The sequence below is a fragment of the Ruegeria sp. AK4 genome (assembly GCF_056541025.1).
In genome coordinates, this window is record NZ_JBQFXS010000001.1 from 342,875 (window position 1) to 364,129 (window position 21,255).

The window sequence follows — 21,255 nt, forward strand, 5'->3', positions numbered from 1 at the left end:
TCTAGGTTTTGTGTATCAGTCGGCCTGCGGGATCAGCGGCGCGTTGTCGCCCTGTGCCGGTGGCAGAAGATCATCCGCCGATGGAACTGCCGGGGTGCTTTCCTCAGTCTGGGTTGTCTCCGACGGGCTATAGCGATCAAGCACCGAGCCGCTCGCGGACTTCTGAGCCGCCAGAATCGTCAGCGTGACGGAGGTGACGATAAAGCAGGCCGCCAGAACCCATGTGACCTTGCCCAAAGCGGTCGCCGCCGCACGGCCGGTCATGGCCCCGCCACCGCCGCCGCCCATGCCAAGGCCGCCACCTTCGGACCGCTGCATCAAAACGACGGCGATCAGGCCCAAAGCCAGAAGAAGATGGATGATGAGAACGACGTTTTCCATGGGTGTCCCGTACAGCGTGGCGTGTATCGCGTGGTACTTATGCAAGTTTGCTTCCGGGGGCAAGGGAGGAGTTGGCATCACAAACGCTGATGTGGCAGATCACGGCAAAGGGACTGGACAGGGCGGGACCCCGTGACGCAGGCTGCGCTCATGCCTCATGACAATCACGACGACCCGCATGCCCTGTTGCCGCCCGAGCCCGCGCTTCGCGTCAAAGCGCTTGAGACGATTTTGACCCGCAAAGGGCTGATCGATCCGGCGGCTCTGGATGAGATTATCGACACCTATCAGAACAAGATCGGGCCGCAGAACGGAGCCCGCGTGGTTGCCAGGGCGTGGAGCGATCCTGATTTCAAAGCCGCGCTGCTTGCCGACGCGACGCCGGTGGTTGCCGATCTTGGCTACTATGGCAGGCAGGGCGAACATATGGTGGTCGTCGAAAACACGCCGGACCAGCACAACATGGTCGTTTGTACCTTATGCAGTTGCTACCCGTGGCCGCTGCTGGGTATTCCGCCGGGCTGGTACAAATCCGACGCTTACCGCGCCCGTGCCGTGCGCGAGCCGCGCAAGGTGCTGGCCGAGTTCGGTGTGACTTTGCCAGATGAGACCTCAGTCCGCGTCTGGGATTCGACCGCCGAGATGCGCTACCTCGTCCTGCCAATGCGTCCTGAGGGTACAGAGGGCCTGAGCGAGGATGAACTGGCCGCGCTGGTCACCCGCGACAGCATGATCGGCACCGGTTTGCCGGGGGCTCCATCATGACTCGGGTCCATGATATGGGCGGGCGGTTCGGTGACGGTCCGATCAATCCCGAAGCCGAGGATGATCCCGTCTTTGCCGAAGACTGGCACGCGCGCGCTTTGGCGGTGACGGTAGCCGCGGATTCTTTGAGGCAGTGGAACATCGATGTTAAACGACACGCGCGCGAGCGGCTGTCGCCTAAGGATTACGCCCGATTTTCCTACTACGAGAAATGGATTTCGGGCCTCGCCAACCTGCTGGTCGAAAACGGCGTGCTGACCCGGGATGATCTTCGCGGGGCACAGACGAACGACCCGCACCCACTGGCAGATCGCGTTCTCAAAGCCGAGGCGGTGGCAAGCGCATTGGCCAGAGGAGGACCGGCAAACCGGCCCTCAAACATTGCCGCGAAGTTCGAGGTCGGGCAACAGGTCCGTACAACCCGCGCGCCGGGCAACCGGTTTGTCGATGGCGGGCACACCCGCCTGCCGGTTTACGCATCAGGGGCAAGGGGGCGCATCCTCAGACTGCATGGGACACATGTCTTACCCGATTCCAACGCCCATGGTTTGGGCGAGGCTCCCGAGCCGCTTTACGCAGTTGCATTTCCGGCCTCAGAACTGTGGGCGAACCCGGAACACCCAAAGGACGAGGTAGTGCTGGATCTGTGGCAAAGCTATCTGGAGTCGCTATGACCGGCTGCCAGACCCACAGCGCCCCCGAGCCTGCCTTTGCCGAACCCTGGCACGCGCAGGTTTTCGCAGTGACCGTTGCCCTGAACGAAGCGGGGCGTTTTGGGTGGGCAGACTGGGCGGACCGCTTCTCTGCCACGTTGAAGCGCCACGGTCTGGGAAAAGAGCTGGATGGCGGGGAAGACTATTTCCGGGCCTGGCTTGAGACGCTGGAAGGTCTGCTGGCCGAGAACGGTGAAGCCAAGACCGAGGAAGTGAATGGCCTGCAAGCGGATTGGGAGCAGGCTTATCTGACAACCCCCCACGGCCAACCTGTGCGCTTACCCGAACCGTAGCAGGGGGCGTTGCCCCCGCCGCCCGTTCCGGGCGACTCCCCCGGGATATTTTTGGCCAGATGAAGAAACGGATCCTTAACCATTTTGTTTGATGAAGAACGGGCGGTACAGGCGGGGACGCCGATGACCGCGCCAGGTGAAGCTCTCCGGCGTATTGGTCGGAGAGCGGATCCCTTCTTCATCTGGCTAAAAATATCCCCGCCGGAGGCATCGCGCGGTAGCGCGATTTCCCGCTGCGGCGAAATATCGGTTTCCCTGCCGTCTGAGCCTCGCTATACGAGCCGGGTTTGAATACTCAGCGTAAAAGGACCGGATATGGCCAACGTGGTTGTTGTCGGCGCCCAATGGGGTGACGAGGGAAAAGGCAAGATCGTCGACTGGCTCAGCGAGCGGGCGGATGTAATCGCGCGTTTTCAGGGCGGGCATAATGCCGGACATACGCTGGTGATTGACGGTGAGGTTTACAAGCTGCACGCATTGCCATCCGGTGTCGTGCGCGGCGGTAAGCTGAGCGTTATCGGCAACGGCGTGGTTCTGGACCCCTGGCACTTGATCAAAGAGATCGCCACGATCCGGGCTCAGGGTGTCGATATCTCGCCCGAGACGCTGATGATCGCAGAAAACACACCGCTGATATTGCCGATCCACGGAGAGTTGGACCGCGCGCGGGAAGAGGCTGCCAGCAAGGGCACCAAGATCGGCACCACCGGGCGCGGCATTGGCCCGGCTTATGAGGATAAAGTGGGTCGCCGCTCGGTTCGCGTGGCGGATTTGGCGGATCAAGCAACGCTTGAAGCGCGCGTGGACCGTGCTTTGCAGCATCACGATCCGTTGCGCAAAGGGCTGGGGATCGCTCCGGTTGACCGGGACGCGCTGGTCGCGCAGTTGAAGGATATCGCTGCGGAAATTCTGCCGTTTGCAGCCCCGGTCTGGAAGGTGCTGAACGAAAAGCGCAAGGCGGGTAAGCGTATTCTGTTCGAAGGGGCGCAGGGCGCGCTGCTGGATATTGATTTCGGCACTTATCCCTTTGTGACCTCGTCCAACGTGATCGCGGGGCAGGCGGCTACCGGTGTCGGAATTGGGCCGGGCTCGATTGATTTTGTGTTGGGCATTGTCAAAGCCTATACCACGCGCGTTGGCGAAGGGCCGTTCCCGACCGAACTGGACGATGCCGATGGTCAGCGGCTGGGCGAGCGCGGGCATGAGTTCGGGACAACCACGGGCCGCAAGCGGCGTTGTGGCTGGTTCGATGCCTGTCTGGTGCGCCAGACCTGTGCGACCAGCGGGGTCAACGGAATTTCACTGACCAAGCTGGATGTTCTGGACGGGTTCGAAACGCTGAAAATCTGCACTGGCTATGAGCTGGATGGGGAGCGCCTGGACTATCTGCCAACGGCGGCCGATCAGCAGGCGCGTTGCACACCCGTCTACGAAGAGCTGCCGGGTTGGAGCGAATCCACCGAAGGCGCGCGCAGTTGGGCGGATCTTCCTGCAAACGCCATTAAATACGTGCGCCGGGTCGAAGAACTGATCGAATGCCCCGTCGCGCTTTTGTCCACCAGCCCGGAGCGGGACGACACCATCCTGGTGACTGACCCGTTTGCCGACTGATGAGTGGCGATCAGAAACCGGGCCTCAGCTACAAGGCGCGCCGCCGCTGGTCGCTGGTGATCCTGCTGGTCGGGCTGCCGCTATATATCGTTGCGGTAGTGACGGTGGTAAATTGGCTGGACCGCCCGCCAATTTGGCTGGAACTGCTGGTTTACATCGGCCTTGGCATTTTGTGGGTGCTTCCGTTCAAGTTCGTGTTCCGGGGCGTCGGTAAGGAAGACCCGGACCAGTCCTGAGGACAGGATGCTGACGGCTGAGTGCCATAACAAAAGGGCCGGGGATGAAACCGGCCCTTTCTTTGTCTCTCTCTCAGCTTTTAGCCGACGGCGCGTTCGTCATCGGGGCGGAACCCGATCAGGCTTGAGGCGGCAAAGCGCCCTCCGCCCGCTTTTTCGATTTTCCCATCACGCAGCAGCTGCCCAAAAGTGCGCAGGCTTTCTTCGCGATTGAACTCGTCCTGCTTGAGCGAGCGAACCTTGTTCATCAGCTGCGGGCGCGAGAATTTTTCCTGACCCTCGATGAAGGACAGATAAGCGGCTGCAGCTTCCAGCAGATCAGGCAGCGACTGCGCGCCCTGATCCTGCGCGAACTGTGCAAAGCCGCTTTCTTCCGAGGCGGCCTCGTCATGCTCGGCGGTAACGCGGCGCGGCGTCACCGGGCCGGTCTGGGCTTCCCGATCGTCGATGCGCTGTTCCGCGACCAGTTTCAACGGGGCCGCGTTATCGGATTCAGGACGCATGCTGGTCACTTGAATTTCCGGGCGGCGGGGGCTAACCACCGACGCCAGATCGCCGCGATAATCCTGATCCGCCGATTTCGCATTCGCGTCTGCGTTGCCTTCGGCCTCGGTCGCGGCAACGGCAGTGCGCAGATGTGAATAGGTGTCGCGCGTGCCGCTGGTGGACGGATCGTCCATCTGCGCGTCGGCTTCGTCCATCAGACGTGACACGTCCAGATCGGACGCTACTTCATCGGTCTTTGTCTCGGCCAGTTGATCGGACAGTTCGGTTTCAATCTCGTCGATCTCGCTCAGCAGGCCGCTTTCGTCTTCGGCGGTCAGCGCCGCTGGTGCTGTATCGTCGGCGATGTCATCCGAAGCGGCCTCGGCGGTGGTCTCCTCAGTCTCATCGGTTTCCTCAGCCTCGTCCACGCTCAGGATATTGGTGATTTCGTCCTCTTCATCGACCTGTTCGGCGGCATCGTCCAGATCCGAGAATAGCGCATCCTCTGGGGTGGTCTCTTCCGATGCGTCTTCCTCCAGTTCGGGGGCTGAAACGGGGGCAAGATCTTCTGCAGGTTCAGTGACGGACGCGAAATCTTTTTCGGGGGCTGCAGCTTCGGCCATAGGCGCAGGCTCTTCCTGGTGTTCAGGCTCAAAGTCCTGCGCGCTGAGCGCGCCGGCCTCAAAGGCCAATGCAACCGCGTCGACCGGTTCGGGCGTGTCGCCCAGAAGGCCGGTATCCTCTTCCTCGGAATAGCCGCTCGCGCTATCTGTCGAGTGGGAAACGACAGCCCGAATGCGCTGCAGCTTGGCGGCAATGCTGTCGGCTGCCGGAGGGGGGGTATCTTCGACAGGCTCAGCGTCTACGTAGAGGGGGGCGGACATATCCGCCTGCGGTTCGGGGGTCGGGGCCGCAGGCTGTGCCACATTTTCGGTCGCTTGGGTCTGAGGGGCTTCGGTTGCGCGCAGCAGCAGGCCGGATTCGCTCTGGCGTGCTTCAACCTGCTGGTTCTGGTCGCGCCGCGCGATACGGGTCAGCATTTCGGCATCTGGCTGAGGCGGCTCGGAGCCGAAGTAGCGATCTTCGGCAGCGAGATCGCGGAAATACTCGGCAATGGCTTTCATCGTCTCAAAGGAATCGTCGAATCCTTCCAATGTGCAGGAGAAGGTTCCATAGGAAACGGTCAATACCTTGTTATTCTGTACCATCAGACGCACGTCCTCTACAAACTACGAGAGCCAACTTGCCCGGGACAGGGCGCACGCATTGGCTCAGAACTTTCTGCATGAACCTATCATTTTGTGGTCTGAATGTGTCCAAATCCGGGAAAAATGATCAATCTTAGAAAAAATAAGCCAATTGTGCGGTCATCCGGCCCAATTGGGCTGTTTGGAGGGGGGCAAATCGGGTCTGACGACCTGAATCTGGTGCTGAATCGCGTCAGTTCCGTGGTTGCGGCCGATGGTGGCGCGGCTGTTTTGGTCGATTCGGGGAGGATTCCGGACGCGGTTATCGGCGATTTCGATTCGCTGAACCAAGATGTGCAGGACAAGATCCCCGAAGACAGGCTGTTTCCGATCCATGAGCAGGACAGCACGGATTTTGACAAGGCGCTGCGCAGCGTTCAGGCCCCTTTGGTGTTGGGGGCAGGGTTTCTGGGGCAGCGTCTGGATCACCAATTGGCGGTTCTGAACACGCTGGTCACACGGTGCGCGCATCCCTGCGTCCTGCTGGGCGCGCATGAGGTTGTGTTCCATGCACCACCGTCGATTGCGATTAATCTTTCAGCCGGTGATGTGGTTTCTCTGTTTCCGCTCGCCAAGGTCACAGGGCGCAGCCGGGGGTTGGAATGGCCGATAGATGATCTGATTCTGAAACCTGACGGGCGAGTGGGCACGTCGAACCGGGCGCTGGGCGCGGTTGAGCTACAGGTGGATGGGCCCGGATTGCTGGTGATGGTGCCCCGGGATGCGCTGGACCAGGTTATGCGCGTTTTTCTGTCGGGGCGGACCGGGCGGTGGCCCTCTCACGCAGAATGACGTAGAGCCCGGCGGCGATGGTGATCAGGATACCCAGCGCCGCCAGCCCGTCCGGCAAGTCGTGGAAGATGATCCAGCCAAACAGGGTGGCGATCGGGATTTCCAGGTATTGCATCGGGGCTAGCGTGGCCGATGGCGCGTAGCGCAGCGACCACGTCATCAGCAAATGCGCGACGGTGCCCAGAATGCCGATCGTCAGCATCAGCCAATGCGCGTTGCCTTGCGGCAGGATCACCGAAAGCTCCCAGATACCGGCCTGTGTGCCAAACGCCATCATCGGCAGCAGCAAGGCCGTGGCAAAGACGCCCGAGACGGCCTGCAGGGAAACAGGATCGGTCTCTTTCGCGATCTGGCGCGTGACCAGCATGAACAGGGCAAAGTCCACCGCAACGATCAGTGGAAACAGCGCAGGCCAGCCAACTTCGGCAAAGCTGGGCTGGATCACCAGCAGAGTGCCGATGAACCCCACGATACAGGCCAGCAACCGACTGGTGCCGACCTCTTCGCCCAGCACATAGCGGCCCAGCAGCAGCATGATGAAGGGCATCACAAAGGCGATGGCAATCGCATCGGCCAGGGGCAGGAACTGCAAAGCGCTGAACATCGCGGTGATGCCGATGATGTGCAGAAGGGTGCGGATCACGGCCAGCCGCAGGATACGCCCACGCATGCGCCAGGGGCGTCCGGTCAGCGCGACCAGCGGGATCAGGATCAGCGCCTGAACGGCAAACCGCACCAGAACCAGCAGGCCCAGCGGCGTGGTCTCGCCCAGCAGTTTGGCCACAGCGTCGGCCAGCGGTGCGAGCACGCAAAAGCCAAGCATCAGAACGATGCCGAAAACCGGGCGATCATGGGTCATGGGCGCGACGCTAGCGGCTTGGCGTCGTGCTGAAAAGGTCAGGTTTCGGGAAGCGGCTGAACCTTGGTGTAATCCGGGCCGATACAGGTGGGCAGATCGTCATCAAGGCGCAGCCAGTTCAGCTTTTCCTCATGCGCCACGTGCAGGGTCGGCTGCAACGCTTCCGGATTTTCCAGTAGCGCCACATACAGGTGCAGCACATCCGACATCTTGGTCGAGCGGAACGAAATCGGCGTGCCGCAATTGGGGCAGAAGCTGCGCTCGACACCGGGGGAGGAGTTGAAGCGTTTGGGTTCCTCGCCGGTCCAGCGCCACTGGCCGTCGCGCACGCCGAAATAGGTGGTCATCGGGGCCGCGCATTGACGGCGGCAGCCGTCGCAATGGCAGGTGACGCAGGACAGGGCCGGAGGATCTATTTCGAACCGGACTTTCCCGCATAAACAATGTCCGCGCATATCACCTCCTCCTTCGTGGCGTCAGCAGTTCGGTATGTTCACGGCCAGACCGCCCAGCGAGGTCTCCTTGTACCTCTCGTGCATGTCGTGACCGGTCTGGCGCATGGTTTCGATCACCGCGTCCAGAGGCACAAAGTGCTGCCCGTCGCCGCGCAGCGCCAGTGACGCTGCCGAGACCGCCTTGATCGCGCCCAGCCCGTTGCGTTCAATACAGGGCACCTGCACAAGGCCGGCTACGGGATCGCAGGTCATGCCCAGATGGTGCTCCAACGCGATCTCGGCTGCGTTCTCGACCTGCTCGGGTGTGCCGCCCATCACCGCGCAAAGCCCGGCGGCGGCCATGGCCGAGGCGCTGCCGACCTCGGCCTGACAGCCCGCTTCGGCACCCGAGATCGAGGCGTTGTACTTCACCAACCCGCCAATGGCGGCGGCGGTCAGCAGGAAATCCTCGATATGGCTTTCGGATGCGCCGGGAACATGGTCGAGGTAATAGCGCAGCACCGCAGGCAGCACCCCCGCCGCGCCGTTGGTGGGCGCGGTGACGACCTGACCGCCAGCGGCGTTTTCCTCATTCACTGCCATGGCGTAAACGCTCATCCAATCGTTGATGGTGTGCGGCGCGGTCAGGTTCATGCCGCGCTCGGCAATCAGCGCATCGTAGATGCCCTTGGCCCGGCGGCGCACTTTCAGGCCCCCGGGCAGGATGCCGTCGGTGGTCAGGCCGCGTTCGATACAGTCGTTCATTACCTGCCACAGCCGGGCCGAGCCCTTGGCAAAGCTCACCGGACAGCCCCGCGCGATTTCATTTTCGCGCTTCATCGCGGCGATGCTCTTGCCGCTGGCTTTGGCCATGTCCAGCATCTCGATCGCGGATTTGAAGGGGAAGGGAACGGGGTCGCCTTCTTCGGTCGCTTTGCCTTCGGCCAGTTCCTCTTCGGTCAGAACAAAGCCGCCGCCGATGGAATAGAAAACCTGCCGCAGGATGACATCGCCCTGCGCGTCGGTGGCCATCAGGATCATCCCGTTGGCATGGCCGGGCAGGTTGTGGTCGTAATCAAAGACCAGATCCGCCTTGGGGTCGAATTTCAGGGTCGGCAAACCTTCGGGCGTGACCGTGTGCGTTTCCGCGATTGCGGCAAGCGCGGCCTCGGCCTTGTCATTGTCGTAGGTGTCCGGAACGAAACCGGCGAGCCCCAGAATGGTCGCCCGGTCGGTCGCGTGACCCACGCCGGTAAAGGCCAGCGAGCCGTGCAGCGATCCGCGCACACCTACGAAATCAAAGGGCGAGGCGCGCATCATATCCAAAAACCGAGCGGCGGCGACCATCGGACCCATAGTGTGCGACGAAGACGGGCCGATGCCCACTTTGAACATATCGAAGACAGAGAGGAACATATCAGATAGCTGAGCCTTCTGGAGGGTTGGCGTAAGTTGGTGACGTAAACGGTGTAACACCCAGACCTTCGGCGGCGATAGCGGCACGCGTCGCAGGCCTGGTTTCAAGCTGTTGCAGAATGTTCTGCAAATACGGCGTGTCGGCCATTTGATACCACGACCGGTCCACTTGCGCAGGATAGAGCGCCATCCACCGCATCATGCAGGCAATGTAATAAGTCAGGACCGAGGGCTGATCGGCGTGTAACCAAGCTGGTGCCCGTTTCGCCTCGGCATCCAGCAGTTTCAGATGGGTGCGCAGCCGGGGGCGAATGCCGTCTCGCAGGGTGTCCGCATGCGATGCATCGATGTATTTCTCGGCATAAAACAGGATGCGCAGGTCCGCGTGCAGCGTGTTCGAGGCAAAGAACAGCCATTTCAGAAACGGTCCGCGTTCGGGGCTGTCGGGGGCAGGGGCAAGCCGCCCATGGGTATCGGCCAGCCACAACAGGATCGCGGCGGTCTCGAAGATCGGACCTTGCGGCGTTTCCAGAACCGGGATCAGACCGTTGGGGTTCAACGCCCGGTACTCCGCGCCATTCTGCTCATCCCGCGCTCGGTCAACGAGGGCGGTTTCATAGGGCAGTCCCATCTCCTCGAGCGCCAGCCGGATCACCAGCGAGGCGTTGTCGGGGGCATAGTGAAGGCGAAAGGGCGCGGTCATGATATGTATCTATATCGCCCCCGCTGATCAGGAAGCACCGATTGCGACGTTTCCTATAAGAAACGCGCATTTTGGCGACGTGTTTTTGGCGGGCATTTTTGCGGTTTGGGTCTCGCAGTCGATCCGCGCTTTTCGTATAACGCGGGCGGGATACCAAGGAATGCTGCCATGACCGGAGAACTCTCGCCCATCGATACGGCAAAATACGTTGCCGCGTGCCGCGCTGCCGAAATGGTTGAGGACGGAATGCGGGTTGGTTTGGGCACGGGCTCGACCGCCGCCTGGCTGGTGCGGCGTCTGGGGGAACGGGTGCAGGATGAAGGGTTGCGGATCAAGGGCGTTCCGACCTCGACCCGTACCGCCCAACTGGCGCGCGAAGTGGGGATCGAGGTTGTCTCGCTGGATCAGGCCGGTTGGCTGGACATGACCATTGACGGCGCAGATGAGTTTGATGGCGAGCTGAACCTGATCAAGGGCGGCGGCGGGGCGCATCTGCAGGAAAAGATCGTGGCCACGGCCAGCGATCAGATGGTGGTCATCGCCGACGCGGGCAAAGAGGTCGAAACGCTGGGTGCGTTTCCCCTGCCGGTCGAGGTGATCCCGTTTGGCTGGCAGACCACGCGCACCCTGATCGAAGAGGCGCTGGATACGATGGATGTCCTGGGCAATTCCGCGGCCTTGCGCATGAACGGCGAGGCGCCCTTTGTGACGGATGAGGGGAACCACATTCTGGACCTGCACCTGCAACGCATCGGCAATGCGCGGCATCTGGCGCTGGTGCTGAACCAGGTTCCGGGCGTGGTGGAAAACGGGCTGTTCATCGATATTTGCGACAAGGTGGTCATCGGCCACGGCGATGGCCGGGTCGAACTGCGCGACATCAACGAAGGCACGATCGAGCTGGACCAGCTTGTCAGTGGAACCAAAGAGAACCTGTTTTCGGATCTGGCGGATTGAGGTCTGTCTGGCGTTGTTCCCAACCACCCGAGGAAAAACAGGATTTTCCGGGGTCAGGGGTTGGCACATCGGTTTTCACGCCCAGATATCCAAGGAATTTTGTTGAATGAAGGAACCCGGCATGAGCTTTGATTATGATCTTTTCGTCATCGGTGGCGGCTCGGGCGGGGTCCGGGCGGCGCGTGTGGCAGCGGGTGAAACCGGGGCCAAAGTGGCGCTGGCGGAAGAGGATCGCTATGGCGGCACCTGCGTTATCCGCGGATGTGTCCCGAAAAAGCTGATGGTTTTCGCCAGCGAGTTTTCGGGCATGGTGGGCGATGCGCAGGCCTATGGCTGGGACATCCGGCCCGGTGCCCTCGACTGGAACACATTCCACGGCAAGCTGGTTGCGGAACTGGACCGGCTGGAAGGTATCTACCGCAATATCCTGAAGAACAACGGCGTCGAAAGTTTTGACCAGCGCGCCCGCGTGGTTGACCCGCATACAGTGGAACTGGCCGATGGTACGCGCAAAACGGCCAAGCACATTTTGATCGCCACCGGTGGCCGCCCGGTTGTGCCCGAGTTTCCGGGGTCGGAACTGGCAATCACATCGAACGAAATCTTCCACCTCGACAAGCTGCCCGAAAGCATCCTGATCGTCGGCGGCGGCTATATCGCCAGCGAGTTTGCCGGGATCATGAACGGGATGGGGGTGAAGACCACTCAGTATTATCGCGGGGCGCAAATCCTGCGCGGCTTCGACGAAGAGGCGCGCGGTCTGATCAGTGAAGAGATGTGCCAGAACGGCATCGACCTGCATCTGGGCACAAACGTGCTTGAGATGAAACAGCAGGGCGACAAGATCTGGGTCAAGGCCACCAACGGGTCCGAGCAGCTGTTCGACGTGGTGATGTACGCCACGGGCCGTGCGCCGAATGCCGACGATCTGGGGCTGGAGAACTTAGGCGTAGAACGCGGCCGCAAGGGTGAGATCATCGTCGATGAATACAGCCAGACTGCCGTGCCCTCGATCTATGCTATCGGCGATGTGACCGACCGCGTGAACCTGACCCCTGTAGCGATCCGCGAAGGCATGGCCTTTGTCGAGACCGTGTTCAAAGGCAACCCGACGCCGGTGGATCACGAATTGATCCCGACCGCGATCTTCACCCAGCCCGAATTCGGCACCGTGGGGTTGAGCGAGGAAGAAGCCGCCGCGCAGGAACCTATCGAGGTTTACGCAACTTCGTTCAAGCCGATGCAAAAGGCGTTTGCCGGTGGCACGCAGCGCGTTTTGATGAAGCTTCTCGTCAGTCAGGCGACCCGCAAGGTGCTGGGCTGCCACATCGTTGCCCCCGGCGCGGGCGAGATGATCCAGCTTGCGGGCATCGCCGTCAAGATGGGCGCGACGAAGGAAGATTTCGACCGCACGGTTGCGGTTCATCCGGTCATGGCCGAAGAACTGGTAACACTGCGGCAACCTGTGCGTACGGCTTGATTTGCAACCGCGCGCACACACGTTACAAGGGAACCCGTGATCACACGGTCCAACACAAGGGAAAAGACACATATGGCGGGCAACAGCGGTGGCCCCTGGGGGGGCGGAAGCTCATCCGGCGGCGGAGGAAATCGGGGTAACAACGGGGACGGGCGCAAGCCACCCCAGGACGACGGCCCGCAGATCCCCGAGATCGACGAACTGATGAAAAAGGGGCAAGAGCAGCTGCGCGTCCTGATGGGCGGTCGCGGCGGCGGTGGCCGTGGCACCGGCGGTTCGGGCGGCGGCGGTGGTCCGGCGTTCACCAAAGGCACGGTTGCGATTGGTCTGGTGGCCGCGGCGGTGCTGTGGGGGCTGGCCAGCTTCTACACCGTCAAGCCCGAAGAACAGTCGGTTGAGCTGTTTCTGGGTGAGTTCTCGGCTGTCGGCAATCCGGGCCTGAACTTCGCTCCGTGGCCGTTTGTAACGGCTGAAGTTATACCGGTCACCCGCGAACAAAACGAAGATATGGGCGGTGCGCGCGGCAGCGACGATGGTCTGATGCTGACCGGGGACGAGAACGTGGTCGATATCGACTATCAGGTCGTCTGGAACATCAACGATCCGGCCAAGTATCTGTTTAACCTGCGCGATCCGCGTCAAACGATCCGCGCCGTGTCGGAATCGGCGATGCGCGAGATTATTGCACAAAGCGAACTGGCCCCGATCCTGAACCGGGATCGCGGGATCATTGCCGAACGTCTGCAGGAGCTGATTCAGCTGACGATGGACAGCTATGATTCCGGCGTGAACATCGTCCGTGTGAACTTTGACAAGGCCGACCCGCCGCAGGACGTGATCGCCGCCTTCCGCGACGTTCAGGCCGCTGCGCAGGAACGTGACCGTCTGCAGAACGTGGCCGACGCTTACGCAAACCGGGTTCTGGCCGAAGCGCGTGGTGAAGCCGCGCAGGTTCTGGAAGAGGCCGAAGCCTATCGCGCTCAGCAGATCAACAGTGCTCAGGGTGAGGCGAGCCGCTTCAGCGCGGTTCTCGAGGAATATTCCAAAGCGCCGGACGTGACCCGCAAGCGCCTCTATCTGGAACGGATGGAGCAGGTTCTGGGCGACGTGGACAAGATCATTCTGGATGAAAACTCCACCGGCTCGGGGCAGGGCGTTGTGCCCTACCTGCCGCTGAACGAACTGCGCCGCAACCAGGCCGAGGAGAGCAACTGATGCGTAAGGCAACATTTATTCTGCCGATCATCGTGATTGCGGTTGTCGGCCTTTTGTCCTCGATCTTCATCGTGGACGAGCGTGAACGCGCGCTGGTGCTGCAGTTTGGCCGTGTCGTTGCGGTCAAAGAAGAACCCGGTCTGGCGTTTAAGATTCCGCTGATTCAGGAAGTGGTGCGTTATGATGACCGCATCCTGTCGATCGACGTGCAGCCGCTGGAAGTCACCCCTCTGGATGATCGCCGTCTGGTGGTCGATGCCTTTGCACGCTACCGGATTTCCGATCTGGAACAGTTCCGACAGGCCGTTGGTGTCGGTGGCATCCCGGTGGCCGAAGATCGTCTGGACCGTATCCTGCGCGCCGAAACGCGTGAGGTTCTGGGTTCGGTTTCGTCCCGCGATATCCTCAGTTCTGACCGTGCCGCCCTGATGCTGCGCATCCGCAACAGCGCAATTGCCGAAGCGCGTGCGCTGGGTGTAAGCGTGATCGACGTGCGTCTGAAGGCGACCGATCTGCCGCAGGCGAACCTTGAAGCGACATTCGACCGGATGAAAGCGGAACGGGAACGTGAGGCGACCGACGAACGCGCCCGTGGTAACGAAGCGGCGCAGCGCGTGCGCGCGCAGGCCGACCGGACCGTGGTCGAACTGGTCTCGGACGCCAATCGCGAGGCCGAGATCATTCGCGGTGAGGCAGACGCCGAGCGCAACGCGATCTTCGCCGAGGCCTATGGCGCGGACCCGGAATTCTTTGAGTTCTACCGCTCGCTGACCGCCTACGAGAATGCCCTGCAAGGCAGCAACAGTTCGTTGATCCTGAGCCCGGATTCCGAGTTCTTCAACTATCTCGCCTCGCCGAGCGGACGGCGGGCACCGGCTGCTGCGGCATCTGAGTAATGGGAATGATCCTTCTGGCCCTCGGGCTGGTGCTGATTGTCGAGGGGCTGGCCTATGCGCTGGCCCCTTCGCTTATTGAACGCATGCTCGAGGCGCTGCGCGCGCTGCCGGAATCGGCCCGGCGGCTGATGGGGTTGCTGTGTGTGGTCAGCGGGCTGGTCCTGCTTTGGGGCGCTTACCAGTTGGGATTTTGACACAAGGACCTCACTTGCCGGTGATTTCCGCGCGATCCCGAGTTGCTCACGTTGTCAAACTGACTACATTGGATATCAAGGAAGGCTGCCGGTGGGCAGCCCGGAAGGTTTGTCGACGAGGAGACCCCAAGTGCAGGCGAAAGCGCGCAGTGTGTCCGTCCGGTGGGACGAGTTAAGTGTTATGATGCGGTTGATGTGGCTGGCCTTTGCAGGGTCGCTGCTTGTTCTGGCGCAGACCATCGCGGCGCAGGCGCGGGGCGAAAGCCTTGCTCCGCTGGCCGAACAGATCAGTCCGGCGGTGGTGAACATCACCACCAGCACGCTGATCGAGGGGCAGAGCGGCCCGCAGGGCATCGTGCCCGAAGGCTCTCCGTTCGAGGATTTCTTCCGCGAGTTTCAGGACCGCAACGGCGATGACGACAGCCGCCCGCGCCGCAGCAACGCGCTGGGGTCGGGCTTTGTGATCTCAGAAGACGGGTTCATCGTCACGAACAATCACGTCATCGCGGAAGCTGATGAAATTCTTATCGAATTTTTCCCCGGCGACGGGCAGCCCGCCAAGGAACTGCCTGCCAAGGTCATCGGGACCGACGAAAAAACCGATATCGCGCTGCTCAAGGTCGAAGCGACAGGCCCGCTGCAATATGTTCAGTTCGGCGACAGCGACACGGCGCGGGTTGGGGATTGGGTGATCGCCATGGGCAACCCGCTGGGGCAGGGCTTTTCGGTCTCTGCCGGGATCGTCTCGGCCCGGAACCGGGCGCTGAGCGGGTCTTATGACGACTACATCCAGACCGATGCGGCGATCAACCGCGGCAACTCGGGCGGGCCGCTGTTCAACATGGACGGGCAGGTGATCGGTGTGAACACAGCGATCCTGTCGCCTAATGGCGGCTCGATTGGCATCGGGTTCTCGATGGCCTCGAACGTGGTGATCAAGGTTGTTGATCAGCTGCGCGAGTTCGGAGAAACCCGCCGCGGCTGGCTGGGCGTACGCATTCAGGACGTGACCGAGGACATGGCCGAGGCAATGGGGCTGGACAAACCCGGCGGCGCGCTGATCAGCGATGTGCCGGATGGACCCGCGAAAGAGGCGGGCCTGAAAGCCGGTGACGTGATCCTGAGCTTTGACGGGGTCGAGGTGGAAGACACGCGTGGCCTTGTGCGTCAGGTGGGCGAAACCACTGTTGGCAAGTCGGTGCGGGTCGTCGTGCATCGGGATGGCGGCACGCAGACCGTGCTGGTCACGTTGGGCCGCCGTGAAGATGCCGAACGCGCTGATACTGGTAACGAGGAAACACCTGATGCCGAAACGGACGAAAACGCCGACATACTGGGCCTTACAATCTCGCCGCTGACGGACACGCTGCGTGAAGACATGGGGCTGGATGCCGATGCGGATGGTCTGGTTGTGTCCGAGGTCGACGAAGCGTCCGAAGCGTTTGCCAAAGGCCTGCGGGCGGGTGATCTGATCACCGAAGCTGGTCAGCAAAAGGTTGAAACCATCACCGATCTTGAAGCACGGATGGAGGAAGCCCGCGAGGCGGGCCGTAAATCCCTGCTGCTGCTGGTGCGTCGAGGCGGCGACCCGCGCTTTGTCGCGCTGAGCCTTGAGGAATAAGCTGAACGCGCCTCCGGGATATCGGATAGCCGTCACTTGAGAAGTAAGCACCCTCGCACAAAATGCGGGGGTGCTGTCGTTTTAGATACAGGCTAACCAGCCGTCGAGATGGTGACAGGCACGCCCCGCGTCAGCGAGTTGCTTACCATGCAACTAGATTTGGCACGCTCGACAATGACTGACGCGTCAGAGCCATCCTTGGTTGTGCAGTGAACGGTCATTTGCGCCGCAACTGCGACCAAAGGCTCACCGGCCAACTCAAGCGAAACATCCACCGATATTTCTGATATCCCGACACCCAGTTCGTCGGCCACATAGCGCAGGTCGTTGCAAAAACACCCGCCTAAGGACAGGGCAAGCAGTTGGGCACCGTTGAAACCAAGCCCTTGTCCGCCCGCCTTTCCCAGAGGTCTGTCGGCAACGATCGTATGCCCGCCAGCCCAACCGACCGCTGCTTCGGTGCCGGGCAGATTTCGCAAACTTACGTTAACTTGCATCTACGTTACCCCTCCAAGCTTTTCGGCGACCTCAAAATGGACGGTGACATCCCTGAAAACCGGGGCCTCCATCAATGGGAAACAGACCAAGCCTTGCCGCGAACACCTCACTCGGACGCGTTCAGAATCCGCCGGAGCGTTCCCTCCGGGTCCTTACGGAAACTGTCGGCGACCTTGCGAATGCACCCGTCGCCGCCAGAGGTATCAGCGGTGGTCGTGGTCGACTTGCCAGAACCCGCCGCCTCGGTCGCGTCCCCCAGACTGAGCCGAACCATGACAGGGCGATGATCCGACACCCGCGTCACGAAGTCGGGAAAGGCGCGGTCGGCGGCGATGATCATGAAATCCTCGCTGTCGATATTCGCGCTCATGTCCGCCGAGGCAAAGATCGAGTCGATCAGCGACAGGTAGGGCCGCTTGAGATAGGTAAAGGCCCCGTCGCGTTCATCCGCCGCGCTGAGCGCCTGAAAATCGGCGTCCAGCAATCCCTGAAACTGGCCCGTTCCAAGCTCGGCATTGATGTCGCCGCCGATCAGAACATCCGTCTCGCCAAATTCGCTCATGGCCATGTTGATGACCTTGGCCAGCATGTTTGCCGCCATCTTGCGCCTTTTTGCCCCCTCGGATTTGGCCTTGAGGTGCAGCGGGACCAGCAGGAAGTCGAACGGGTCACTCGATGCTGAGGTGGTCGAGGTAAACCGGAACAGCCCCGGGTAGCGGTTAAAGATCTTGCCGTCCACCGCTTCGAACTCCTGCGCATCGGGATCGCGGCTGTCGAGTTTCAGCAGCCGGTGCGCCTCGACCGGCCAGTCCAGACTTTCACCCGACACGGTCAGAGTGTTCCAGATGACGGTTGTGGTCTGCCTGCCGGTGCTGGCCCCGGGTTCTGAGGCAAGATAGTCGAATTCCATCTCGAACTTACGTTTCAGTTCCGCAACCAGCGCTTCGGTCGCTTCCGGCGACACTTCCTCGAGCGCCCAGATATCCAGGTTGAGGTCCGCGATGACCCGGGCGACGTCGCTGAGTTTATGCTCGTAGTCTCTGTTGAACCATTCGACATTCCAGAAGGCGACATCGACGTCCTGATCCGCCCCGCGATAGGTATCCACCACGCGCTCGAATGCGGTTTCGCCGCTGGGTTTTCGGCCCAGCGTACCGAAATACCCTGTGCGCGAGTCGCTGCCGCCCATGTGGCGCAACACCTCGCGCGCGGATTGCGGGTCCGGCCCGGTGCGGGCGCGAATGTCCAGATCGATGGCGATGGCGGAAATCTTGATGCCTTCGTTGATGCGGTCGCCGTCGTAGCCCGCCTTGTTCATGTCTCGGCGAAGGTCGGTATCCACGTCCTCGAACGCGTGATGCAGGGCAAACAATCGCCAGTCGTCGCGCAGGACAGGGGCGCCAGAGCTGCCATACATCGTGTCCGCTGTGTAATGAACCAGCACCTCGCGCGAGCCGAGTCCGGTGAAGATGTCATTCTTGCGCAGTGAAGCCCGTTTGGGCCTGCCATCCGGGTGGTGGATGATATGGGCGGGATAGCGGTCCTGCGCGATAAACGACCCGCGCCAAAGCTGTATGCTGTTGAATTGCTGACCGGGGTTGCCTTCGACCCAGACAAAGCAATAGTCCAGATCCTCGGGCGGGCTGGTGATGAACAGCCTGCTGGGGTTCAACCGGAACCGGGTCGAGGGTAACAGCTCTCCGTCCGCGCCTTCCTCGTATCCGAACTCCACCTCGGCTTCCGAGGCGACCTCGGGGCTGTTGATCACGTGGGAATTGGTCAGCAGGATGTTGGGCGCGATCAGAAAGCCGGTGCCCCGCCAACTGCCGGTTCGTCCATCCCAGGACCTGCCATGGGTGCTGATCCGGGCGACGGCCTTGCCGACCTCGGCCCCTTTGGACAGAAAGCCGTAAGGTACGCTGTCATCCTCTTCGATGATCGCCTCGAACCGGGTACTGGCGGTGAAACCTTCGGCAAACATTTCAAGATTGGGGATGCCGAGGGTTTCACCGGCAACCTCGGGCACGCCGATGCGGGATCTGGCCGCTTTGGGCATGGTCGAGATCTCGCCCGGCTGGGTCGAACCGCCACCCCCACCATAGACGGCAGAGGTTTCGAACCCGTCGCTGCGCGTGACCACCTGTTTCAGCACATGATCGAATTTGGCAGCGACCCGGCCAAATCCGGGGCTTTTGGCGTGAATCTCATCCGCCCAATCGGTTCTGTGCGTCAGGGTTCGGCGCACGTCAATCAGATGAACGTTCGGGTCCTCATCCGCGACCTCGGCGAGGGTGTCATAGAGTGCGTCGATCAGGATACGGATAATCTCGCGCCGGGTTTTGGGATTGTCGATGCCCTTGTCTTTAAAAGCGCTGCCCAACCATTTGTCCCGATTGGTGAAAACCCAGATCGGGCGGCGATTGTCATTCCTGCTGTTTGGAAACGGGAAGGCATAATCGTAACCGTGGATCAGAATGGGAAGGGTCTTAAACTGGTCGTCGGACCGGACATTGCGCACAACCTTGCGATAGCTTTCGCGCAGGCCGTCCGTTACCCGTTTCAGCTCGGCCCGGTTGATCAGCTTTTCGGGCCGGTCCGACCTCGTGCCGTTATGCAGTAGCGACAGCAGCACAGGTTTCCCGTTCTTCGCGCCGATCACATCGTTGCCAGCGGCCGACAGCAGAAACGCCTGAACATGGTGGGCCTGATCGCGCAGGCCCTGCATGTATTCCGCCGTATCATTGTCGATCATGTTCTCGACCGTGTCGCCGGCGGCCCCGAGGCTCCAGATCAGGTAATCGTCGCCCAGATGGTCAATCACGTCGTCCAGAAGCAGCGGGAACTGAAACCAGCTGTCGCCTTCGCTGACAAGAACGGGCCGGGTATCGCTCGCCTTGATCGCATCGTTGAAATCCCGTTGCCTGCGGCGTCGGCTGCGCGAGTTCAGGCTGGACAGGCTGGCCTCGAACCGGGGGATATCATAGACGGTTTCAGGATTTGGGCGAATGTTGAAGGAAAACGCGCTCTCGCCCGGTTCCATGATGACGTAGTTTTCAAGAACGTGATCAGGGGTATCCAGATTTTCCCACAGATCCATGAATCTGGCGTAAGAAATCTTCTGCATGGCCAATCCTCGGGAATATAGAACTTAACGAATAAGTCTGACCTTATCACAGATTAACCTGCAAAGCACCTTGGGGTCGGTATTGGGTTCAAATGGGCAGCGGGGTAATACCGCCCGCAAACGCCGCCAGGATCGGCGCAATCAGGGCGAACCCTGCGCGCAGCAGGTCGCTGGTCCCCTCGGACAACCCGTGCGACGAGCGCCATGCGCTAACATCAAACTCGCTTTCGGGGTCGTCAATCCGGTTTGCGGCAAGGGCCAGCCTGTTGATCCGGGTGTCCAGAATGACCGCGACCGGAAGGAAAAAGCTGAGCATCAGCAGGCAGAAATACGTGCCCGTAAACAAAGCAGACGAGGTGACAAGCGATGTATACGCAGCCTTGTGCGCGTCCGCGATCAAAGGCAGAGGCCAGTGCATCCAACTGGTGGCAAAGAACATGCCAAAGGTCAGGATCAGGCTGGACAGATACAATTGCTGCCGCATCTGACGCAGGTTTTTGGCCAGTTCAGTCGCCGTTTCCTCGACATCGCTGCGGTCACTCGAGGTCAGGCACAGGATCATCCCCACGATCAGCGATCCGACCGCAAGTCCGGCAAAGGCATTTACGATGTCCATAACACGCAAGAACATGGCAAAGACGGGCTTGTCACCGCAGTTTCCCAGCAGCCACGCATCTTCGGGCGTTTTGCAGCCGGGCAGGGTACCCTGTGACAGGGCGGTTTCAAACACGGCCTTTCCCACCTGATGGTAAATCTTGGGGGCCTGAGCGGTCACGTATTGCTGGATCGTCGGAACGATGGCCATAACAAAGATCGCCAGAACGGTCAGGATCGCGGCGGTTTTGGTCTTGCGGTCGATCGGGCGCGACAGGGTGCGGGCCAGCAATGCCACGGGCAGCAGAGACAAGGCGACAAAGAACCACGAGGCCGCCAGAAACCGGAAACGGCCGGTCGATTCCAGCCATGGACGGTCGTCCAGCAGGATGGCGACGGGCACATCAAGGTCTGCCGCGATCATGTGCTTCAGGATAAGCTCATGTACCCCGAAGACGACGATCGGCAGCAGCGCTATTGCAAAATAACGCAGTTTTACATGACGTTTAGCCAAACCGAACCTCTTGCCTTGCTGAGACGCGCAAGCGTCAGTCTAGCACGGAAATGGCGCGTCAGTATCGGGATCGCTGTGTCCCCGGCGATTGATGCCTGTCGCAAACAAAAAATGAGCCATACGCCCATGGGCATATGGCTCAGATACAGGGAGAGATCAGTGGACAGATATCGGGGATGATTCTCTGACCTCTTACAGTAACAGGAATCACTTTAGACCCCGGGCG

21 protein-coding genes are annotated in these 21,255 nt (G+C 60.9%); 12 read left to right on the top strand and 9 right to left on the bottom strand.

Annotation, left to right across the window (positions count from 1 at the left end; translation table 11 throughout):
* Positions 1-15: 15 nt before the first annotated feature.
* Positions 16-381, bottom strand: a complete 366-nt coding sequence (secG, locus tag ACR0EZ_RS01490; RefSeq protein ID WP_480611124.1) for a preprotein translocase subunit SecG — start codon at positions 379-381, stop codon at positions 16-18.
* Between the two features lie 150 nt (positions 382-531).
* Here secG and nthA point away from each other — a divergent pair, with 150 nt between their 5' ends.
* From nthA to ACR0EZ_RS01515, 5 genes are all read left to right on the top strand, one after another.
* On the top strand, positions 532-1,146 hold the full coding sequence (gene nthA / locus ACR0EZ_RS01495) for a nitrile hydratase subunit alpha (protein ID WP_480610050.1): 615 nt from the start codon (positions 532-534) through the stop codon (positions 1,144-1,146).
* Positions 1,143-1,820, top strand: coding sequence for a nitrile hydratase subunit beta (nthB, locus tag ACR0EZ_RS01500; RefSeq protein WP_480610052.1), 678 nt, complete (start codon positions 1,143-1,145; stop codon positions 1,818-1,820). The genes nthA and nthB overlap by 4 nt, the downstream gene beginning before the upstream one ends.
* Entirely contained in the window at positions 1,817-2,152 is a 336-nt protein-coding gene (locus ACR0EZ_RS01505; protein ID WP_480610053.1) for a nitrile hydratase accessory protein, read from the top strand. The genes nthB and ACR0EZ_RS01505 overlap by 4 nt, the downstream gene beginning before the upstream one ends.
* A 315-nt stretch (positions 2,153-2,467) precedes the next feature.
* Positions 2,468-3,763, top strand: a complete 1,296-nt coding sequence (locus tag ACR0EZ_RS01510; protein WP_480610055.1) for an adenylosuccinate synthase — start codon at positions 2,468-2,470, stop codon at positions 3,761-3,763.
* The gene (locus ACR0EZ_RS01515; RefSeq protein WP_480610057.1) at positions 3,763-3,999 is read left to right on the top strand and encodes a DUF2842 domain-containing protein; all 237 of its coding nucleotides are present in this window, start codon (positions 3,763-3,765) and stop codon (positions 3,997-3,999) included. Before ACR0EZ_RS01510 ends, ACR0EZ_RS01515 begins: the two co-directional genes overlap by 1 nt.
* An 80-nt stretch (positions 4,000-4,079) precedes the next feature.
* Here ACR0EZ_RS01515 and ACR0EZ_RS01520 read toward each other — a convergent pair whose 3' ends face one another.
* On the bottom strand, positions 4,080-5,693 hold the full coding sequence (locus ACR0EZ_RS01520) for a hypothetical protein (RefSeq protein WP_480610059.1): 1,614 nt from the start codon (positions 5,691-5,693) through the stop codon (positions 4,080-4,082).
* 123 nt (positions 5,694-5,816) lie between these two features.
* Here ACR0EZ_RS01520 and ACR0EZ_RS01525 point away from each other — a divergent pair, with 123 nt between their 5' ends.
* A complete protein-coding gene (locus tag ACR0EZ_RS01525; RefSeq protein WP_480610060.1) occupies positions 5,817-6,524 on the top strand; it encodes a thiamine diphosphokinase in 708 nt (235 codons plus the stop codon).
* Here ACR0EZ_RS01525 and ACR0EZ_RS01530 read toward each other — a convergent pair.
* Genes ACR0EZ_RS01530 through ACR0EZ_RS01545 form a run of 4 tightly spaced genes read right to left on the bottom strand, consistent with a single transcriptional unit; the run spans position 6,469 to position 9,936 of the window.
* Positions 6,469-7,383 (bottom strand): DMT family transporter, encoded by a 915-nt coding sequence (locus tag ACR0EZ_RS01530; RefSeq protein ID WP_480610062.1) that lies wholly within the window; start codon positions 7,381-7,383, stop codon positions 6,469-6,471. The two genes, ACR0EZ_RS01525 and ACR0EZ_RS01530, sit on opposite strands and share 56 nt — an antisense overlap.
* 38 nt (positions 7,384-7,421) lie before the next feature.
* Positions 7,422-7,838 carry a GFA family protein gene (locus tag ACR0EZ_RS01535; RefSeq protein WP_480610064.1) on the bottom strand — a complete coding sequence of 139 codons (417 nt, stop codon included), beginning with the start codon at positions 7,836-7,838 and terminating at the stop codon, positions 7,422-7,424.
* A 21-nt stretch (positions 7,839-7,859) separates the two neighbouring features.
* Positions 7,860-9,233 (bottom strand): L-serine ammonia-lyase, encoded by a 1,374-nt coding sequence (locus tag ACR0EZ_RS01540; protein ID WP_480610066.1) that lies wholly within the window; start codon positions 9,231-9,233, stop codon positions 7,860-7,862.
* A 1-nt stretch (position 9,234) separates the two neighbouring features.
* Positions 9,235-9,936 carry a glutathione S-transferase family protein gene (locus ACR0EZ_RS01545; RefSeq protein ID WP_480610068.1) on the bottom strand — a complete coding sequence of 234 codons (702 nt, stop codon included), beginning with the start codon at positions 9,934-9,936 and terminating at the stop codon, positions 9,235-9,237.
* Between the two features lie 168 nt (positions 9,937-10,104).
* Here ACR0EZ_RS01545 and rpiA point away from each other — a divergent pair, with 168 nt between their 5' ends.
* From rpiA to ACR0EZ_RS01575, 6 genes are all read left to right on the top strand, one after another.
* Positions 10,105-10,893: a ribose-5-phosphate isomerase RpiA gene (gene rpiA, locus ACR0EZ_RS01550; protein ID WP_480610070.1), complete on the top strand. Its 789-nt coding sequence runs from the start codon at positions 10,105-10,107 to the stop codon at positions 10,891-10,893.
* Positions 10,894-11,014: 121 nt separating this feature from the next.
* Positions 11,015-12,373 (top strand): glutathione-disulfide reductase, encoded by a 1,359-nt coding sequence (gene gor, locus ACR0EZ_RS01555; protein WP_480610072.1) that lies wholly within the window; start codon positions 11,015-11,017, stop codon positions 12,371-12,373.
* A gap of 72 nt (positions 12,374-12,445) precedes the next feature.
* Positions 12,446-13,588 carry an FtsH protease activity modulator HflK gene (hflK, locus tag ACR0EZ_RS01560; protein WP_480611127.1) on the top strand — a complete coding sequence of 381 codons (1,143 nt, stop codon included), beginning with the start codon at positions 12,446-12,448 and terminating at the stop codon, positions 13,586-13,588.
* Positions 13,588-14,484 (top strand): protease modulator HflC, encoded by an 897-nt coding sequence (gene hflC / locus ACR0EZ_RS01565; RefSeq protein ID WP_480610074.1) that lies wholly within the window; start codon positions 13,588-13,590, stop codon positions 14,482-14,484. Before hflK ends, hflC begins: the two co-directional genes overlap by 1 nt.
* Positions 14,484-14,678: a DUF2065 domain-containing protein gene (locus ACR0EZ_RS01570; RefSeq protein ID WP_480610076.1), complete on the top strand. Its 195-nt coding sequence runs from the start codon at positions 14,484-14,486 to the stop codon at positions 14,676-14,678. Before hflC ends, ACR0EZ_RS01570 begins: the two co-directional genes overlap by 1 nt.
* Positions 14,679-14,859: 181 nt before the next feature.
* Positions 14,860-16,299 (top strand): Do family serine endopeptidase, encoded by a 1,440-nt coding sequence (locus ACR0EZ_RS01575; protein ID WP_480611130.1) that lies wholly within the window; start codon positions 14,860-14,862, stop codon positions 16,297-16,299.
* A gap of 92 nt (positions 16,300-16,391) precedes the next feature.
* On the opposite strand, the gene ACR0EZ_RS01580 is transcribed toward ACR0EZ_RS01575, so the two are convergent.
* From ACR0EZ_RS01580 to ACR0EZ_RS01590, 3 genes are all read right to left on the bottom strand, one after another.
* Entirely contained in the window at positions 16,392-16,796 is a 405-nt protein-coding gene (locus tag ACR0EZ_RS01580; protein ID WP_480610078.1) for an OsmC family protein, read from the bottom strand.
* A 107-nt stretch (positions 16,797-16,903) separates the two neighbouring features.
* Positions 16,904-19,921, bottom strand: coding sequence for a trypsin-like peptidase domain-containing protein (locus ACR0EZ_RS01585; protein WP_480610080.1), 3,018 nt, complete (start codon positions 19,919-19,921; stop codon positions 16,904-16,906).
* 88 nt (positions 19,922-20,009) lie between these two features.
* Positions 20,010-21,029: a hypothetical protein gene (locus tag ACR0EZ_RS01590; RefSeq protein ID WP_480610082.1), complete on the bottom strand. Its 1,020-nt coding sequence runs from the start codon at positions 21,027-21,029 to the stop codon at positions 20,010-20,012.
* Positions 21,030-21,255 lie beyond the last annotated feature (226 nt).

What these genes read in the sequence shown, in the direction of transcription:
- secG (WP_480611124.1), bottom strand. Translation starts at nt 381, where the DNA reads ATGGAAAACGTCGTTCTCATCATCCATCTTCTTCTGGCTTTGGGCCTG.
- nthA (WP_480610050.1), top strand. Translation starts at nt 532, where the DNA reads ATGCCTCATGACAATCACGACGACCCGCATGCCCTGTTGCCGCCCGAG.
- nthB (WP_480610052.1), top strand. Translation starts at nt 1,143, where the DNA reads ATGACTCGGGTCCATGATATGGGCGGGCGGTTCGGTGACGGTCCGATC.
- ACR0EZ_RS01505 (WP_480610053.1), top strand. Translation starts at nt 1,817, where the DNA reads ATGACCGGCTGCCAGACCCACAGCGCCCCCGAGCCTGCCTTTGCCGAA.
- ACR0EZ_RS01510 (WP_480610055.1), top strand. Translation starts at nt 2,468, where the DNA reads ATGGCCAACGTGGTTGTTGTCGGCGCCCAATGGGGTGACGAGGGAAAA.
- ACR0EZ_RS01515 (WP_480610057.1), top strand. Translation starts at nt 3,763, where the DNA reads ATGAGTGGCGATCAGAAACCGGGCCTCAGCTACAAGGCGCGCCGCCGC.
- ACR0EZ_RS01520 (WP_480610059.1), bottom strand. Translation starts at nt 5,693, where the DNA reads ATGGTACAGAATAACAAGGTATTGACCGTTTCCTATGGAACCTTCTCC.
- ACR0EZ_RS01525 (WP_480610060.1), top strand. Translation starts at nt 5,817, where the DNA reads ATGATCAATCTTAGAAAAAATAAGCCAATTGTGCGGTCATCCGGCCCA.
- ACR0EZ_RS01530 (WP_480610062.1), bottom strand. Translation starts at nt 7,383, where the DNA reads ATGACCCATGATCGCCCGGTTTTCGGCATCGTTCTGATGCTTGGCTTT.
- ACR0EZ_RS01535 (WP_480610064.1), bottom strand. Translation starts at nt 7,838, where the DNA reads ATGCGCGGACATTGTTTATGCGGGAAAGTCCGGTTCGAAATAGATCCT.
- ACR0EZ_RS01540 (WP_480610066.1), bottom strand. Translation starts at nt 9,233, where the DNA reads ATGTTCCTCTCTGTCTTCGATATGTTCAAAGTGGGCATCGGCCCGTCT.
- ACR0EZ_RS01545 (WP_480610068.1), bottom strand. Translation starts at nt 9,936, where the DNA reads ATGACCGCGCCCTTTCGCCTTCACTATGCCCCCGACAACGCCTCGCTG.
- rpiA (WP_480610070.1), top strand. Translation starts at nt 10,105, where the DNA reads ATGACCGGAGAACTCTCGCCCATCGATACGGCAAAATACGTTGCCGCG.
- gor (WP_480610072.1), top strand. Translation starts at nt 11,015, where the DNA reads ATGAGCTTTGATTATGATCTTTTCGTCATCGGTGGCGGCTCGGGCGGG.
- hflK (WP_480611127.1), top strand. Translation starts at nt 12,446, where the DNA reads ATGGCGGGCAACAGCGGTGGCCCCTGGGGGGGCGGAAGCTCATCCGGC.
- hflC (WP_480610074.1), top strand. Translation starts at nt 13,588, where the DNA reads ATGCGTAAGGCAACATTTATTCTGCCGATCATCGTGATTGCGGTTGTC.
- ACR0EZ_RS01570 (WP_480610076.1), top strand. Translation starts at nt 14,484, where the DNA reads ATGGGAATGATCCTTCTGGCCCTCGGGCTGGTGCTGATTGTCGAGGGG.
- ACR0EZ_RS01575 (WP_480611130.1), top strand. Translation starts at nt 14,860, where the DNA reads ATGATGCGGTTGATGTGGCTGGCCTTTGCAGGGTCGCTGCTTGTTCTG.
- ACR0EZ_RS01580 (WP_480610078.1), bottom strand. Translation starts at nt 16,796, where the DNA reads ATGCAAGTTAACGTAAGTTTGCGAAATCTGCCCGGCACCGAAGCAGCG.
- ACR0EZ_RS01585 (WP_480610080.1), bottom strand. Translation starts at nt 19,921, where the DNA reads ATGCAGAAGATTTCTTACGCCAGATTCATGGATCTGTGGGAAAATCTG.